General features: G+C 68.6%; 11 protein-coding genes. 9 read left to right on the forward strand and 2 right to left on the reverse strand.

Annotated elements, in window-relative coordinates:
• The first annotated feature begins 54 nt into the window (after positions 1 to 54).
• From A5780_RS05520 to A5780_RS05550, 7 genes are all read left to right on the forward strand, one after another.
• The gene (locus A5780_RS05520; RefSeq protein WP_064907893.1) at positions 55 to 1,266 is read left to right on the forward strand and encodes an acetyl-CoA C-acetyltransferase; all 1,212 of its coding nucleotides are present in this window, start codon (positions 55 to 57) and stop codon (positions 1,264 to 1,266) included.
• Positions 1,267 to 1,331: 65 nt separating this feature from the next.
• The gene (locus tag A5780_RS05525) at positions 1,332 to 3,470 is read left to right on the forward strand and encodes a 3-hydroxyacyl-CoA dehydrogenase NAD-binding domain-containing protein (protein ID WP_064907977.1); all 2,139 of its coding nucleotides are present in this window, start codon (positions 1,332 to 1,334) and stop codon (positions 3,468 to 3,470) included.
• A 2-nt stretch (positions 3,471 to 3,472) separates the two neighbouring features.
• A complete protein-coding gene (locus A5780_RS05530; protein ID WP_064907894.1) occupies positions 3,473 to 4,615 on the forward strand; it encodes an acyl-CoA dehydrogenase family protein in 1,143 nt (380 codons plus the stop codon).
• Positions 4,612 to 5,418: an SDR family NAD(P)-dependent oxidoreductase gene (locus tag A5780_RS05535; RefSeq protein WP_064907895.1), complete on the forward strand. Its 807-nt coding sequence runs from the start codon at positions 4,612 to 4,614 to the stop codon at positions 5,416 to 5,418. The genes A5780_RS05530 and A5780_RS05535 overlap by 4 nt, the downstream gene beginning before the upstream one ends.
• Positions 5,419 to 5,443: 25 nt before the next feature.
• A complete protein-coding gene (locus A5780_RS05540) occupies positions 5,444 to 6,535 on the forward strand; it encodes a phosphotransferase family protein (protein WP_082976293.1) in 1,092 nt (363 codons plus the stop codon).
• 1 nt (position 6,536) lies between these two features.
• The gene (locus A5780_RS05545) at positions 6,537 to 6,947 is read left to right on the forward strand and encodes a hypothetical protein (RefSeq protein ID WP_064907896.1); all 411 of its coding nucleotides are present in this window, start codon (positions 6,537 to 6,539) and stop codon (positions 6,945 to 6,947) included.
• 145 nt (positions 6,948 to 7,092) lie between these two features.
• Positions 7,093 to 8,628, forward strand: coding sequence for a long-chain-fatty-acid--CoA ligase (locus A5780_RS05550; protein ID WP_064907897.1), 1,536 nt, complete (start codon positions 7,093 to 7,095; stop codon positions 8,626 to 8,628).
• A 60-nt stretch (positions 8,629 to 8,688) separates the two neighbouring features.
• Here A5780_RS05550 and A5780_RS05555 read toward each other — a convergent pair whose 3' ends face one another.
• Together A5780_RS05555 and A5780_RS05560 are read right to left on the reverse strand one after the other, a co-directional pair.
• Positions 8,689 to 10,623: an NAD(P)/FAD-dependent oxidoreductase gene (locus tag A5780_RS05555; protein WP_064907898.1), complete on the reverse strand. Its 1,935-nt coding sequence runs from the start codon at positions 10,621 to 10,623 to the stop codon at positions 8,689 to 8,691.
• A gap of 29 nt (positions 10,624 to 10,652) precedes the next feature.
• Complete coding sequence (locus A5780_RS05560; protein ID WP_064907899.1) at positions 10,653 to 11,693, reverse strand: LLM class F420-dependent oxidoreductase; 1,041 nt, start codon at positions 11,691 to 11,693, stop codon at positions 10,653 to 10,655.
• A 641-nt stretch (positions 11,694 to 12,334) separates the two neighbouring features.
• Here A5780_RS05560 and A5780_RS05565 point away from each other — a divergent pair.
• Both A5780_RS05565 and A5780_RS05570 read left to right on the forward strand, forming a co-directional pair.
• Positions 12,335 to 13,534 carry an acyl-CoA dehydrogenase family protein gene (locus tag A5780_RS05565; RefSeq protein ID WP_064907979.1) on the forward strand — a complete coding sequence of 400 codons (1,200 nt, stop codon included), beginning with the start codon at positions 12,335 to 12,337 and terminating at the stop codon, positions 13,532 to 13,534.
• 200 nt (positions 13,535 to 13,734) lie between these two features.
• On the forward strand, positions 13,735 to 15,594 hold the full coding sequence (locus A5780_RS05570) for an acyl-CoA dehydrogenase (protein WP_064907900.1): 1,860 nt from the start codon (positions 13,735 to 13,737) through the stop codon (positions 15,592 to 15,594).
• Positions 15,595 to 15,632: the final 38 nt, after the last annotated feature.

Raw genomic sequence — 15,632 nt, forward strand, 5'->3', positions numbered from 1 at the left:
GACCGAACCCCCGCCCTATGAGCGCGGCCCTCACCCAGAACAGGATCACCCAAAATGCCTCACGACGTGTACGTGTACGACGCCTTCCGCACCCCGCGAGGTCGCGGCAGGAACGGATCCCTGCACGGCGTCAAGCCGGTCTCGCTCGTCGTCGGCCTGCTGCGCGCGCTGCAGGAACGCAACCCGAGCCTGGACCCCAAGCGTATCGACGACCTGATCCTCGGCGTGGTCAGCCCGCTGCGCGACCAGGGCGCCGACATCGCGCGCACCGCCGCGCTCGCCGCCGGCCTGCCCGACACCGTGGCCGGTGTGCAGATGAACCGGTTCTGCGCTTCCGGGCTCGAGGCCGTCAACACCGCCTCGCAGAAGGTGGCCTCGGGCTGGGAGTCGCTGGTGCTCGCGGGCGGCGTGGAGAGCATGTCCCGGGTGCCGATGGGCTCCGACGGTGGTGCCTGGGCCAACGACCCGGAGACCAACCTGACCACCGGATTCGTTCCGCAGGGCATCGGCGCCGACCTGATCGCCACCCTCGAGGGCTTCACTCGTGAGGACGTCGACGCGTTCGCCGTCGAATCGCAGCGGCGCGCCGCGACCGCCTGGGACGAGGGTCGTTTCGCGCGGTCGATCGTGCCGGTGCTGGACCGTAACGGTCAGACGATCCTCGACCACGACGAGCACATCCGCCGCGGCACCACCCTCGAGTCGCTGGGCAAGATCAAGCCCGCCTTCGCCGCGCTGGGCACGCAGGCCGGATTCGACGCGGTCGCACTGCAGAAGTACCACTGGGTGGAGCGGATCGATCATGTGCACACCGGCGGTAACTCCTCGGGCATCGTCGACGGCGCTTCTCTGGTGGCGCTCGGCAACGAGGCGGTCGGCAAGGAACTCGGCCTGACCCCGCGCGCCCGCATCGTCGCGGGCGCGGTGAGCGGCGCCGATCCCACGATCATGCTGACCGGTCCCGCCCCGGCCAGCCGCAAGGCGCTCGACGTCGCGGGCCTGAGCGTGGACGACATCGACCTGTTCGAGATCAACGAGGCGTTCTCCTCGGTCGCCCTGCGCTTCATGAAAGACCTCGACATTCCGCACGAGAAGCTCAACGTCAACGGCGGCGCGATCGCCATGGGCCATCCGCTCGGCGCGACCGGCGCCATGCTGATCTCCACCGTCGTCGACGAGCTCGAACGCCGCGATCAGCGCCGCGGCCTGATCACGCTGTGCGTCGGCGGCGGCATGGGCATCGCCACGATCGTCGAGCGGGTGTGAACGCACCGATGACCCAGACATCTCCCCACCAGAATTCCGACAACTCTTCGAGCGAGGCCGACGCCGTGACCACCACCGAGACCATCACCTGGGAGCAGACCGAATGCGGCGTCGTCGTCCTGACTTTCGACGACCCCACCCAATCGGTCAACACCATGACCGCGGCCTGGTCCGCCTCCTTCGCCGCGGCCCTGGACCGGCTGGCCGGGCTGGGCTCCGAGCTGGCCGGTGTGATCCTGACCTCGGCCAAGAAGACCTTCTTCGCCGGCGGCGATCTCGGTGATCTGCTCGCCACCACCACCGAGCAGGCCGGTGAACTGACCGCCTTCGCCGACGGCGCCAAGGCCATGCTGCGCAAGCTCGAGACCCTCGGCGTCCCGGTGGTCGCCGCACTGGGCGGCAGCGCGCTCGGCGGTGGACTCGAGATCGCGCTCGCCTGCCACCACCGCATCGCCGTGGACGCGCCGTCGATCCGGATCGGACTGCCCGAGGTCACCCTGGGCCTGCTGCCCGGCGGTGGCGGCGTCGTGCGCGCCGTCCGCCTGCTCGGCCTGGACACCGCCCTGGACAAGGTCCTGCTGCCCGGCACCGCCTATCGTGTCGGTGACGCGCTCGCGCTCGGACTGATCGACCGCGTCGTCCCCGACGCCGAGGCGCTGATTCCCGCAGCGCTGGAATGGATCTCAGCCAACCCGGGCGCCACCCAGCCGTGGGACCGCGGCGAGCGGATCCCCGGCGGCACCGCCAACACGCCGTCGATCGAGGCCGTGCTGCCGGTGCGCGCCGCCGCGCTGCGCAACCGTTACAAGGGCGCGCCCATGCCCGCCCCGGCCAATATCCTCTGCGCGGCCGTCGAGGGCACCCAGGTCGACTTCGACACCGCTTCGGCGATCGAGACCCGCTATTTCGTCGAGCTGGTCACCGGCCCGATCGCCAAGAACATCATCCAGGGCACCTTCTTCGACAAGCAGGTCATCAAGTCCGGCGCGAGCCGGCCGAAGGATTTCCCCACCCACCGCGCCACCTTCGCCGCCGTGCTCGGCGCGGGCATGATGGGCGCGGGCGTGGCACTGTCGTGCGCGCTCGTCGGCATCCGGGTGGCGCTCAAGGACGTCGATCTCGCCGCCGCCGATCGCGGCAAGGACTACGCCCGCAAGGTGCTCGGCAAGCAGGTCGAGAAGGGCAGTCGCACCCGCGAGGACGCCGACGCGATCCTCGACCTCATCACCCCTACCGCGTCCGTCGCTGATCTCGCCGGCGCCGATCTGGTGATCGAGGCCGTGTTCGAGGACCCCGATCTCAAGCGCAAGGTCTTCGCCGAGGTGCTCGAGGTGGTGGCCCCCGACGCGGTGCTGGCCTCCAACACCTCCACGCTGCCGATCACCGATCTCGCCCGCGATCTGCCGCGCCCCGAGGACTTCATCGGCCTGCACTTCTTCTCGCCGGTCGACCGTATGGAACTGATCGAGATCATCGTCGGCGACAAGACCAGCGACGTCACCCTGGCCAAGGCCTTCGACATCGCGCTGCAGATGCGCAAGACCCCGATCGTCGTCGGCGACGGCCGCGGCTTCTTCACCAGCCGGGTGATCCTGCAGCGCCTGGTCGAGGCCGCCGCGATGGTGGGCGAGGGCATCCACCCGCAGTCCATTGAGCAGGCCTCGCTGCAGGCCGGCTACCCGGTGGGCACGCTGGCGCTGCTCGACGAACTGACCCTGTCGTTGCCGTTGAAGATCCGCGGCCAGTTCCGTGAGGTCGCCGAGCAGAACGGCGGAGAGCTCGCCGCCCACCCCGGCGATGCGGTGCTCACCACGATGGTCGAGGAACTGGGCAGGCCCAGCCGCCTCGCCGGCGCCGGCTTCTACGACTACGTCGACGGCACGCGGGCGGGGTTGTGGTCGGGTCTGGCCGAACAGTTCCCGCGTACCGAGCAGCAGGCCGACCTCACCGAGCTGCGCGATCGGCTGCTCTTCGCCGAGGTGCTCGAAACCGTCCGCTGCCACGACGACGGCATTCTGCGCTCGACCGCCGACGCCAATGTGGGCTCGCTGCTGGGCATCGGCTTCCCCACCTGGACCGGCGGCACCGGCCAGTTCGTCGCAGGCTACCCGGGCGGCACCGCCGCGTTCGTGGCGCGCGCCCAGGAACTGGCCGACCGGTACGGCGCGCGGTTCACCCCGCCCGCCTCGCTGACGGAGCGGTGAGTATGCGCAGAGAGCTGTACACCGACGAGCACGAGGCGTTCCGCTCGGCCTTCCGCGCACTGCTCGACCGGGAGGCCGTGCCGAACGTCGAGAAGTGGGAGCAGGCGGGCACCGTCGATCGCGGATTCATCACCACCGCGGCCGAATCCGGTTTCCTCGGTTTCGAATTCGATCCCGAATACGGCGGCCTGGGCATCGACGACTTCCGCTACAACGCCGTCATGGCCGAGGAGGTCGTGCGCTCGGGCATGGCCGGCGACACGTTCAGCATGCAGAACGACATCATCGTCCCGTACCTGCGCGACCTGGCCACCGACGGGCAGAAGCGGCGCTGGCTGCCGGGATTCACCCGCGGCGATTGCGTCACCGCCCTGGCGATGACCGAACCGGGAGCGGGCTCGGACCTCGCCTCGATCCGCACCAGCGCCGTCCGCGACGGCGACCACTTGGTGATCAACGGCGCCAAGACGTTCATCACCAGCGGCGCGACCTGCGACCTGGCGATCGTGCTCGTGCGCACCGGCGAACGAGACGGGCGCGGCACCTCGCTGGTCGGAGTCGAATACGGCACACCGGGATTCGAACGCGGCAACCCGATGCACAAGATCGGGCGCAAGGCTCAGGATACGGCGGAACTGTTCTTCACCGACTGCCGGGTCCCGGTCGCGAACATCCTCGGCGAACCGGGGCGCGGCTTCGGCTCCGCGATCGCGAATCTGCCGCGCGAGCGGCTCTCGATCGCGGTCTCGGCGGTGGCCTCGGCAGCGCACGGGCTGAGCCTGGCGCTGGACCACGTGCGCTCGCGCGTCGCGTTCGGCGCGCCGCTGGCCGACCTGCAGTCGGTGCGGATGTCCATCGCCGACATGCACACCGACGTCCAGATCCTGCAGTACTACATCGACGGCTGCGTCACCGCGCTCAACCGCGGCGTCCTGTCCGCCGCCGATGCCGCCGGCGCCAAATACAAAGCCACCGAACTGCAGTGGAATGTGCTCGACCGCTGCCTGCAACTGTTCGGCGGCTACGGCTACATGGAGGAATACCCCATCGCACGGATGTGGCGCGACGCGCGCATCCAGCGCATCTACGGAGGAGCGAACGAAGTGATGACCGATCTCGTCGGCCGCGCGGTGGTGGCCGGATGACCAGCGCATCGCAGGCGGGCCCGCTCGTCGGACGGACCGCACTCGTCACCGGCGGCTCGCGCGGCGTCGGTCGCGCGGTCGCGCTGCGGCTGGCCCGCGACGGCGCCGCGGTGGCGGTGAACTACCGGCGCGACGCGGCGGCCGCCGACGAGGTGGTCGAGCAGATCGTGGCCTCGGGCGGTCGCGCGGCGGCCTACCGTGCGTCGATCGACGACGCGGCGGCCGTCGCCGAGATGGTCACCGCCATTCGCGCCGATCTCGGCCTGGTGGATCTGATCGTCAGCAATGCCGGTTCGGCCAGCCGCGGCCAGGACGTCGCCTCGACCCCGCAGGCCGATTATCTGCAGCTCATGCAGGTGCACGCGTTCGGCCCGATCGCGCTGATCCAGCAGCTGCTGCCGGACATGCGCGAGGCCGCCTCCGGTGCGGCCGGCCGGGGCGACATCGTGATGATCTCCTCCAACACCACGGCGTCGGCCCCGCCGAACTCCGCGCCCTACACCATGGCCAAGGCGGCGATGGAGACCTGCGTGCGGACCATCGCGTGGGAGGAACGCCGCTACGGCATCCACGCCAATATCGTCGCCCCCGGTCTGATCGCCACCGAGATGGGTAAACGACTCGTCTCCGCGGCGCGTGGCGCCGACATCGGCGATCTCGACGCCGACTCGCCGTTCGGGCGGGTGTGCCGTCCCGAGGACGTCGCGGGCACAGTGGCTTTCCTGGTCTCGCCGGACTCCGGCTATGTGACCGGACAACGGCTCGTCGTCGACGGCGGCGGCCCGAACCCGACGATCTTCTGACGACCGAGACACGAGTGAGGTTTCCGTGACGACCGTGGCCGAGGCAGACCGCACCCCCGACAGCGGGGGAACCACCGCCGGCGAGGCCGAAGACTTCTTCGCCGAGCTGACCGCATCGCTGGACACCGCTCTGTCCGCGAACAACACTCTGGGCCTGATCGACATCGATCAGCGCGGCGAGGGCAACTCGTGGGAGACCTACCTGGTCACGGCCGAGTGGACCGCAGGCGCCGACCGGCGAAGCGCGACCTACGCGGTCAAACGCCAGCCGGTCAGCGGCATCATCGACGACTACGACGTGGACCGCGAGGTCGCCTTGCTGCAGGCCGCCGACCGGGCGGGGATGCGGGTGCCCGCCGTGCTCGCGCACCGCGGCGAGCGTGACGGTGAGCGCGGATTCTTCGTGATGGAGAAGGTGCCGGGCATCATCCCGATGCCGCACAACGTCTCGCGCCTGATCCCCGACGCCGCCGTGCGCGCGGATCTCGGACGGCAGGTCGCCAGGGAGATGGCCCGTCTGCACAGCGCCGATCCGGCCTCGATGGGGCTGGACATGCTCGGGCCGGTGCCCGACGGCGCCGACACCGGCCGGATCGAGAACGACAAGTGGGCCCGCGCCTACCGCGAGGTGGCCGACATCCCGATCCCCGTGCTCGACCTGGCCTGCGCGTGGCTCGACCACCGCGCCGACACCGTGTCCGGCCGGGTGAGCCTGGTGCACAACGATTTCCGGATCGGCAATCTGGTGATCGAGGACGGATCGATCTCCGGCGTGCTGGATTGGGAGACCGCGCACTTCTCCGATCCGGTGGCCGATATCGCCTGGTTCGCGCAGCGCACCTCGCGCGGCCGCTCACCGCTGCTGTGCAAGCTGATCGAGCTCGAGCCGTTCCTCGACGAATACGAGCGCGCGGGCGGGTGGCGGCCGAGCTCCGAAACGCTCACCTGGTGGTCGGTGCAATCGCTGGTCAAGACGGCCGTGGGCTGCCTGCAGGCCGTGGATGTCTACAAGCGTGGCGACCGCGACGAACTGCGGTACTCGAACATGGCCCATAGCGTCTACTACAGCGTCGGCTGGCTGACCACCATGCTGCGCGAGGGAGAATGGGGACACTGAGATGACCGTCTACTCGACCGACCTGACCGGCCTGCTGGCCACGATCAAGGACACCCTCGGCCACCGCGTGGCGCCCGCACTGACCGACGGCACCGCCCGCCAGGAACTCGCCGCGGTGCTCGAGCAGCTCGACAACCTCACCCAGCGGATCGCCTGGGACCAGGCGGCACTCGCGCAGACCTGCGAGCGCACCGAGGCACTGGCGACGCGCCTCGGGCTCGCGCCGGCAGGCGATGTCCACGCCGGGGTCGACGCCTTGCGCGCGCGCCGCCGCGACGTGTCCGACGTCCTGCGCGCGGCCTACCGCGACGGCGCCCCGCGCGCCGGGCTCGTCGAATCCGTCCTGGAATTCTCGGAAACGGATGTCGCCGAACAGATCTCGGTGGGCCTGCGCGCCGGACTGCCGATCTGACCCGGAACATCCAGGGCGACGGACCGGCCCTCGAAGGGGCAGGTCGTCGTATCGACGGATGGGGAGTCACCCCTCGTGATCTGATCACCTACCGCCGGGCCGCCCACCGGGCGGCCCGGCTTTCGACTATCGGAGGAGGGCGCAGATGCGCGTCCACGAACTGCTGGACCACTGGGCCGAACGTTTCCCGGACGAGGTCTATGTGACCGACGGCAGCCGCAGTCTCACCTGGGACGAGATGCGCCGGTGGACCCACCGGGTCGGCAACTGGCTGGCAGGCGAACTGCGGCCCGGCGAGCGCTTCTGCCTGCTCGACCGCAACTCGCTCGAGATGATCGCGCTGTACTTCGGCGCGTCCCGCGCGGGCGTGGTGCCGGTGCCGCTCAACTTCCGGCTGGCGCCCCAGGAGTGGAAATACATCGCAGAGGACGCCGGGTGCCGCCTGGCCGTCGTCCACGAGGACTACGCGCAGGCGCTGACCGCGGCCGTCCCCCGCATCACGGCGTCGGTCATCCGCGACGACAGCCCGTCGCGCCTGCGGTTCGCCGAGGAGGTCGCCGCGACCTCGGACGACGCGATCGACCGCGATGTCCCGGCCGAGGCGATCTACCACCAGATGTACACCAGCGGCACTACCGGAAAACCCAAGGGCGCCATGGTGTCGCACCGGGCGGCCTGCACCAACGCCCTGCAGATCCAGCTGGCGCTGAGCTCGGTGCGCCGCGCCACGCTCTGCGTCATGCCGCTGTTCCACGCCGGTGCCGCGCTGCAGATCCTGGCCTACACCTCCGGCGGCTGCTCGGTGCATGTGGTGCGCGATTTCGACCGCACCACGGTGTTGCGGGAGATGTCCGAGCGACGCATACAGCTCCTCACCCTGGCCCCCGCAATGATCCAGGGCATGATCGAGGACCCCCTCGCCGCGCAGCTGGACTTTTCGGCGCTGGAGCTGATGGTCTACGGCTCGGCGCCGATGGCGGTCGAACTCGTCAAGCGGGCGATGGAGGTGTTCGGCTGCGATTTCGCCCAGGCCTACGGCATGACCGAAACCACCGCGGTGGCCACGATTCTGGCTCCCGAGGACCATCGCCGGGCCGTGGCAGGCCGCCCGGACATCCTGGCCTCGGCGGGACGTCCGGTGCTCGGGTCCGCGGTCCGCGTGGTCGGACGCGACGGTGAGCCGCTCCCGGTCGGTGCGGTCGGCGAGATCGTGGTCCGCGGCCCGCAACTCATGGACGGCTACTGGGGGCTGGAGGACGCGAGCCGGGACGCGCTCGCGGGCGGGTGGATGCACACCGGTGACGCGGGCTATCTCGACGCCGAGGGGTTCGTGTTCATCTCCGATCGGGTGAAGGACATGATCGTCTCCGGTGGGGAGAACATTTACCCGCGCGAGATCGAGGAAGTCCTGTTCGAGATGCCCGGCATCGCCGATGTGGCGGTCATCGGCGTGCCGAGCGAGCGTTGGGGCGAGAGTCCTGTCGCGGTGGTCGTGCTCGCCGCGGGCGCGACCGTCACCGAGCACATGGTCCTGGAGCACTGCCGGGCCAACCTCGCGAAGTTCAAATGCCCGGTCTCTGTGACGTTCGTCGACGCGCTGCCGCGCAGCGCGGTCGGCAAGGTCCTCAAGCGCGATCTACGCGAACCCTATTGGCAGGGGATGGATCGCCGCATCAACTGAGGCGGCGCCGGGCGTACGAGCCGGTGCGGTGAGCTCACCGCACCGGCCGTGCCGAACAGCTCAGTCCGTACCGCGCGGCGTCGCCACGAAGTCGGCGGGATCGGGGTGCTGTGTCCGCGTCCAGTATTCGACGACCGGCCACGGGGAGTTGGTCACCACTCGTCCGGTGGAATTGCGGTAGTAGCTGTTCACGCCGTCCATGGCGTACACCATGCGCGAGTTCGCCTCGTCGAGTTCTTCGTTGTACCGGTCGTAGGCATCCTGGCGGCATTCCAGGGTCGCCAGGTCGTCGGTGACCAGGCGGCTGATCGCCTCGACGACGTAACGGACCTGCGCCTCACCGATGGTGATGAAGCTTCCGCCCGGCGGATTGGTGTTCGGTCCGTAGAGGAAGAACAGGTTCGGAAAGCCCGGCGTGGTGATGCCCAGATGGGCGCGTCCGTTGTCGTCGTCCCAGTGCTCGCGCAGCGCGATGCCGTCACGGCCGCGGATGTCCATCGGGTACAGGTAGCGCTGCTGCTGGAAGCCCGTGCACAAGATCAGCACGTCGATCTCGCGTTCCTCGCCGCCCACGGTGACGAGCCCGGCCGGCGTCAGCCGCTCGACACTGTCGGTGAGCAGTTCGACATGCGGCTTCACCAGCGTGGTGAACCAGCCGTTGTCGATCAGCAGCCGCTTGCCGAACGGCGGGTAGGTGGGCAGCGTCTGCTCACGCAGCTGCTCGTGCCCGGCCAGCTGCTGCTCCAGATACTGGGTGAGGTAGGCGCGATACGCGTCGTTGAGCGAGCTGACGAGCTTGCCCTTCGCCTCGCGCTGCGGGTCGACCGGCAGGGCGGCGTAGGTGCGTTCGGTGTAGAGCCAGTACAGCCGGAACCGGTACCAGCCGCGGTAGAAGGGAATGTTGTCGTACAGCCAGTGCTTGGACTGCGGCGAGGGCTGGAAATAGTGTTCGTTGGGCGCGATCCATTGCGGCTGACGCTGCAGCACCACCATGCTCTGCACCTGGTCGGCGATGGCCACGACCAGCTGCATAGCGGCGGCGCCGCTGCCCACGACCGCCACCCGCTTGCCGGTGAGGTCGATGTCCTCGGGCCAGCGCGCCGCATGCACGATCTGGCCGCGGAAATCGTCCGTGCCGGGGAATTCCGGGATATTGGGGGTGCTGTGCAGGCCGGCCGCGGTCACCAGCGCGGTGGCGCGCAGTTCCTGTCGCTCGCCGTCCGGTCCGGTCACCGAGATCACCCACTGCCGGGCCTGGTCGTCCCAGACGGCGTTGTCGACGGAGTGGCGCAGTCGGATCTTGTCGAGCACGCCGGATTCGCGAGCGACGTCCTCGAGGTAGCCGAAGAGCTCGTCGCGGCGGGCGAAGTTTTCGGTCCAGTTCTTGGGCCGGAACGAGTAGGAGTACAGATCGCTGGGGATGTCGACGCGCGCGCCGGGATAGGTGTTCTCCCACCAGGTGCCGCCGATGCGGTCGTTGCGCTCGAACACGGTGTAGGGGGTGCCCGCCTTGTCGAGGTGGATGGCGCAGGCCAGGCCGGAGATACCCGCGCCGACGATGACGACGCCGAAGTCGGGCCGGTCGTGCTCGATGAGCGCCCCGATGTCGGCGGGTTCGAACGGGGTGAAGCCGAGTTGCTCGGCGATCATGGGGGAGTAGGTCTCCGGGATCGGCTCGCCCATGACGGTGCTCATCAGGCGAGCGAGTTCGCCGCCGGTCGGTGCGGGCTGCGCGATCGGCTTGCCCTTGCTCCAGTCGAGGATGGCGTCGGTGGCGGCCTCGTGGATCTCGGCTTGGATCGCCGGATCGAGTCCGCCCGAGTTCAGTTCCTCGTACCCCTTGGGTGCGGCGGGGACGTAGGGCGCCCACAGCCACTTCTCCTCGCCGGTCAGCTGGTAGATCACCGGCAGCAGGCAGGGAATGTTGCCCGCGGTGACGGCGGCGTGCACGGTGGCGCGGTCGAGATCGGGGTTCGGTGGGATGGTCGGGCTCATGTCGTGTCCTTCGGGAGTGGATTGGATGGTCAGTCGGTCAGTGAGCGCAGGAGTTCGATCGCCGAGAGCCGCTCGGCGTGGGTCGGTGCCATGGGGCTGACATTGAGCAGCCCGACGCCGATCTCGCGGAGCATCGCGATGCGCTCGGCGATATAGGAGGCGGGGCCGATCAGTGAGGTCGCGCGGACGAGTTCGTCGGGGACGGCGGCGGCCGCCGCACGGTGCTTGCCCGCAAGGAACAGCTCCTGGATGGCCTCGGCCTCGGCGACGAATCCGTAGCGTTTGGCGAGGTCGTTGTAGAAGTTGCGGGTCCGTGATCCCATGCCGCCGATGTAGAGGGCGAGTTGGGGGCGGGCCTGGTCGAGCCACGGCGCGGGATCGTCGGTGACGGCGAGGGGAAGGCGAACGATGATGTTCAGCTCGCCCAACTCGGCGGCGCGCTTGGCTCTTCCGCGGGCGAGCGCCGCACCCCACACCGATTCCAGCTTCTCCGGGTGGAAGAAGATGGGCTCCCAACCCTCGGCGATCTCGGCGGTGAGCTCGACCATCTGCTCGCCCAAGGCGGCGATCGAGACCGGAATCCGATCGCGGACCGGGTGATTGATGAGTTTGAGCGGTTTGCCCAGGCCGGTGCCGCGGTCGGCGGGAAGCGGGATCTGGAAGTGCCTGCCCTGGTGGCGCAGTGCTTCGCGCCGCCAGACGGTGCGGCAGATCTCGATTGTCTCCCTGGTCTTGCCCAGCGCGTGCCCGAAGGGGACGCCGTGAAATCCTTCGACCACCTGCGGTCCGGAGGCACCGATTCCGAGGCGGAATCGCCCCTTCGACACATAGTCGAGGCCCGCGGCGGTCATGGCCAGTGTGGTCGGGGTACGGGAGGCGATCGGGAGGATGCCGGTGGCGAGTTCGATGCGTGAGGTGCGCGCCGCGAGGTAGCCCAGCTGGCTGACCGCATCGAAGGTGTACGCCTCGCCCATCGTCACCGAGTCGAGGCCGGCGGCCTCGTAGTCGACGATCTGAGCGGCGATCTCGTCGAACGGTGGACCGAAGTCCAGCACCGTGCCGATACGCATGTGCTCTCCTGCTTTCCGCAAATTCGCAGCCCGCGCTGCGTTCGATGGGGGTTCGGCCGACCGTGCTGACCCGGCTTCGGGGGGCGCGACAGTCGCCGCTCCGAGTGAGTGTTAATGCTAACTATGGTGACTATAAGTGGTCAATGCTAGTTAAAGTCGCCATTTTTGAACTAAAGTTATTTGTGAATATGGAGCATTGCCGGGCTCGGTGGTGATGCGCCGGAGTGGCTGACTCGAACCGCCGTCCTCGGCGGGAGGCTCGTGGTCCTCGAGTTCCGGGTGCGCCGACCCCGCCTGTGCCGACTCGATGAGAAGTTCGCCCGCCGACCCTTTCTCGGCAGACGGATGGGCGAAATGCCTGTCCGGGCCGATCGAGTTGGCTGGTGGCGGGCTACCCGCCGCGGCAGAGCGGCGGGTGTGAATGGCCATTTCGGACCGTTGTGACAGAAATAGTGACTCTGGCCTGCATAATCTGTTCTTGACATTAGTAGTAACTATGTTACCTTGATCACAACAGCGCCCCTGACCTGGTCTCGAGCCGCCTCGGGGGGCGCTGCAGGGGGCAGGGAAGACCGGATGCGTGGGAGCCACTCGACTGATGAGCGCGCCTCCGGATGGACATCCGCATGAAAGGCATGAACATGACTGAGACGCTGACCCGTGAGGCAGCTACCGGCAGCGACCGGGTGACCGACTACGTGCAGCGCGCTCGCTCGATCGCGCCGCTGATCAGGCAAGAGGCCGCCGCCATCGAGCGTGACCGCACGATCACCAAGCCGGTCGCGGACGCGCTGGACGAACTGGGACTGCACCGGATGCTGGAGCCCGTGGAGCTCGGCGGCGGCGGTCTGCTCCCCAGTGAGGGCATGCGGGTCTACGAAGAGCTCGCCAAGGCCGACGGCTCGACCGGCTGGGCCATGATGGCCAGCACCTGGGGCACCGCCGGCGTGATCGGCCAACTCTCGCCCGAGGTCGTGGACGCGTTGCTGAGCAGGGACGAGCCCTTCATCGTCGCGGGTCAGCTCCTCCCGAGGCATCCCGGCGTGCAGGTCGAGGGTGGCTACATCATCGACGGCGGCTACTCCTTCGCCAGCGGTTCGGATCACGCGACCTGGATCGGTGCGGGTTTCTACGTCGCCGACGAACAGGGCAATCCGATCCTGGGCGCCAACGGTCAGCCACAGGCGCGCATCGCCCTGCTGCCCAAGGAGCAGGTCGAGTTCAAGAACAACTGGGACGTCTGGGGGCTGGCGGGCACCGGCAGCCACGACTACACGATCTCGAAGAAGTTCGTGCCCGCGGAGTACACCACGCAGACCTTCGGCGGCACGCCGACTCGCTCCGAGGTCCTGTACAAGCTGGGCAACGAGTTCGTCGGCGGCATCTGCCACGCGCCGATCGTGCTCGGAATCGCCACTCGCGCACTGGAACTGGTAGCGAAGATCACCGACGGCAAGGTGCGTCCCACTTACTCCGTTCCGGTCGGCGAAGCCGACATCTTCCGGCTCGATTTCGCGCGTAAGGAAGCCGACCTGCAGGCCGCCCGCCTGTACTGCTACGACGTCGTCGAGTCGGCCGAGGCCGCGGTGAGCGCCGGGCAGCCGGTGACGCCCGAACAGATCGCCCGCGCGTCGCAGATGCTGTCGTGGGTGCACGAGGTCACCGCCGACATCGTGATGTTCGCGCATCGCTGGGGCGGCAGCCAGAGCATCGGCCGGACCAGCACGCTGGGCCGCTTCGTGCGGGACATGAACGTGGCGACTCAGCATCTGCTCGTCGACCCGAAGATGTTCGTCGACGCCGCCGCGGTCCTGCTTCCGGTCTACGCCGCCGAGGCGTAAGAATCCGAGCCGCCGAGGCGTGAGCATCTGACCAGGCCGGACCCGGTCGCCGTACATGACACGGTGGGCATGCCGCGTGAGCACGGCATGCCCACCGGTCGTGGCCGACGCCTCCGCTGGTCCCGCCGTCGAGCCACGAAGTGCACGAAACATTTCCCGACCTGCCGTGGGTGGGTCGACAAGCGTGAGAGGCACCCACGATGGGCCATTACAAGAGCAATCTCCGCGATGTGGAGTTCAATCTGTTCGAGTTGTTCGAACGCGACCGGGTGCTGGGGGCCGGGCCGTTCGAGGAAGTCGACGTGGACACCGCGAAGATCGCACTGCGCGAGGTCGACCGCCTCGCCCGCGAGGACCTCGCCGAGTCCTTCGAAGAGGCGGACCGCCATCCGCCCGTCTTCGACGCCGCCGCGCACACGGTGGCCATCCCGCCCGCGTACACGGCCATGTACAAAACCTGGATGGACGCCGAGTGGTGGCGGCTGCGGGTCCTGCCGGAACTCGGCGGGACGAACGCGCCGAGTTCACTGAACTGGGCACTCGCCGAATTCGTGCTCGGCGCCAACCCCACGCTGTGGACCTATGTCGGCTTCCCGACCGCGACCAGAGTCGTGTACCGCAACGGCACCGAACGCGACAAGCGGATCGCGCAGATCGCCGCCGAGAAGCAGTGGGGCGCGACGATGATGCTCACCGAACCCGACGCCGGTTCCGATGTCGGCGCCGGCCGGACCAAGGCGATCCCGAACGAGGACGGCACCTGGAACATCGTCGGCGTCAAGCGCTTCATCACCGCGGGCGAGCACGATCTGTCCGACAACATCATCCATCTCGTGCTGGCCCGGCCGATGGGCGTCGAGGGCGTGGGCGGCCCGGGCACCAAGGGGCTCAGCCTCTTCCTCGTCCCGAAATTCCACTTCGACCTCGAGACCGGTGAACTCACCGGCGAACGCAACGGCGTCTACGTCACCAATGTCGAGAAGAAGATGGGCGTGAAGGTCTCGGCGACCTGCGAGATGACTCTCGGCGAGAACGAACCGGCCCGCGGCTGGCTGCTCGGCGAGGTGCACGACGGTATCAACCAGATGTTCGAGGTGATCGAGGACGCCCGGATGATGGTCGGTTCCAAGGCGATCGCGACTTTGTCCAGCGGCTACCTCAACGCACTCGACTACGCCAAGATGCGCGTGCAGGGCGCCGATCTGACCCGGTCGTCGGATAAGGGGGCGCCGCGGGTCGTCATCACCCGCCACCCGGACATCCGCCGGTCGCTGCTCACCCAGAAGTCCTACGCCGAAGGAATGCGCTCGCTGGTCCTCTACACCGCCTCCTGGCAGGACGAGATCGCGCTCGCCGCCGCGGCGGGCGAGGACACCGCACTGGCCGAGGCCGTCAACGACCTGCTGCTGCCGGTGGTCAAGGGCTACGGGTCGGAGCGCTCCTGGACGGTGCTGGGCACCGAATGCCTGCAGACCTTCGGCGGATCGGGATACCTGCAGGACTATCCGCTCGAGCAGTACGTGCGCGACGCGAAGATCGACACCGTCTACGAGGGCACCACCGCCATCCAGGCCCAGGACCTGTTCTTCCGCAAGATCGCCAGGAACTCCGGCGTCGCGTTCGGGCATCTCGCCCAGGAGATGTCGTCGTTCGCCGATGATCCGGCCGCAGGCGCCGAGTTGGCGTTCGAACGCGACCTGCTCCTCGAAGCGGTCGGCGCTGTGGCGGCGGTCGTGGAGAAGATGACCGCCGACCTGCTCGCCGCGAACCCGAAAGCCGGCGGCGCGGAGTCCGAGATCTACAAGGTGGGGCTGAACGCGACACGGCTGCTCTACATCCTGGGCGATGTCCTCGTCGCCTGGCTGCTGCTGCGCGGTGCCGTGATCGCTCTGCGCGCACTCGAGGCCGGCGCCCCGGCCGAGGACGCGGCGTTCTACGAGGGCAAGGTCGCCGCGGCGCGGTTCTTCGCCCGCAACGTCCTGCCCGTCACGGCTGCGGAGGCCGCGATCGCTCGCGCGGTGGACGATTCGGTCATGGCTCTGGACGAAGCGGCCTTCTGAGCTGTCCGCCGGCAGAACAACTGCCGGGAAACGAACGG

It is taken from the genome of Nocardia sp. 852002-20019_SCH5090214 (assembly GCF_001665865.1).
Classification (GTDB): domain Bacteria; phylum Actinomycetota; class Actinomycetes; order Mycobacteriales; family Mycobacteriaceae; genus Nocardia; species Nocardia nova.

Excerpts from the sequence above, each read along its gene's own strand:
- A5780_RS05520 (WP_064907893.1), top strand. The coding sequence starts at position 55 with ATGCCTCACGACGTGTACGTGTACGACGCCTTCCGCACCCCGCGAGGT.
- A5780_RS05530 (WP_064907894.1), top strand. The coding sequence starts at position 3,473 with ATGCGCAGAGAGCTGTACACCGACGAGCACGAGGCGTTCCGCTCGGCC.
- A5780_RS05535 (WP_064907895.1), top strand. The coding sequence starts at position 4,612 with ATGACCAGCGCATCGCAGGCGGGCCCGCTCGTCGGACGGACCGCACTC.
- A5780_RS05545 (WP_064907896.1), top strand. The coding sequence starts at position 6,537 with ATGACCGTCTACTCGACCGACCTGACCGGCCTGCTGGCCACGATCAAG.
- A5780_RS05550 (WP_064907897.1), top strand. The coding sequence starts at position 7,093 with ATGCGCGTCCACGAACTGCTGGACCACTGGGCCGAACGTTTCCCGGAC.
- A5780_RS05555 (WP_064907898.1), bottom strand. The coding sequence starts at position 10,623 with ATGAGCCCGACCATCCCACCGAACCCCGATCTCGACCGCGCCACCGTG.
- A5780_RS05560 (WP_064907899.1), bottom strand. The coding sequence starts at position 11,693 with ATGCGTATCGGCACGGTGCTGGACTTCGGTCCACCGTTCGACGAGATC.
- A5780_RS05565 (WP_064907979.1), top strand. The coding sequence starts at position 12,335 with ATGACTGAGACGCTGACCCGTGAGGCAGCTACCGGCAGCGACCGGGTG.
- A5780_RS05570 (WP_064907900.1), top strand. The coding sequence starts at position 13,735 with ATGGGCCATTACAAGAGCAATCTCCGCGATGTGGAGTTCAATCTGTTC.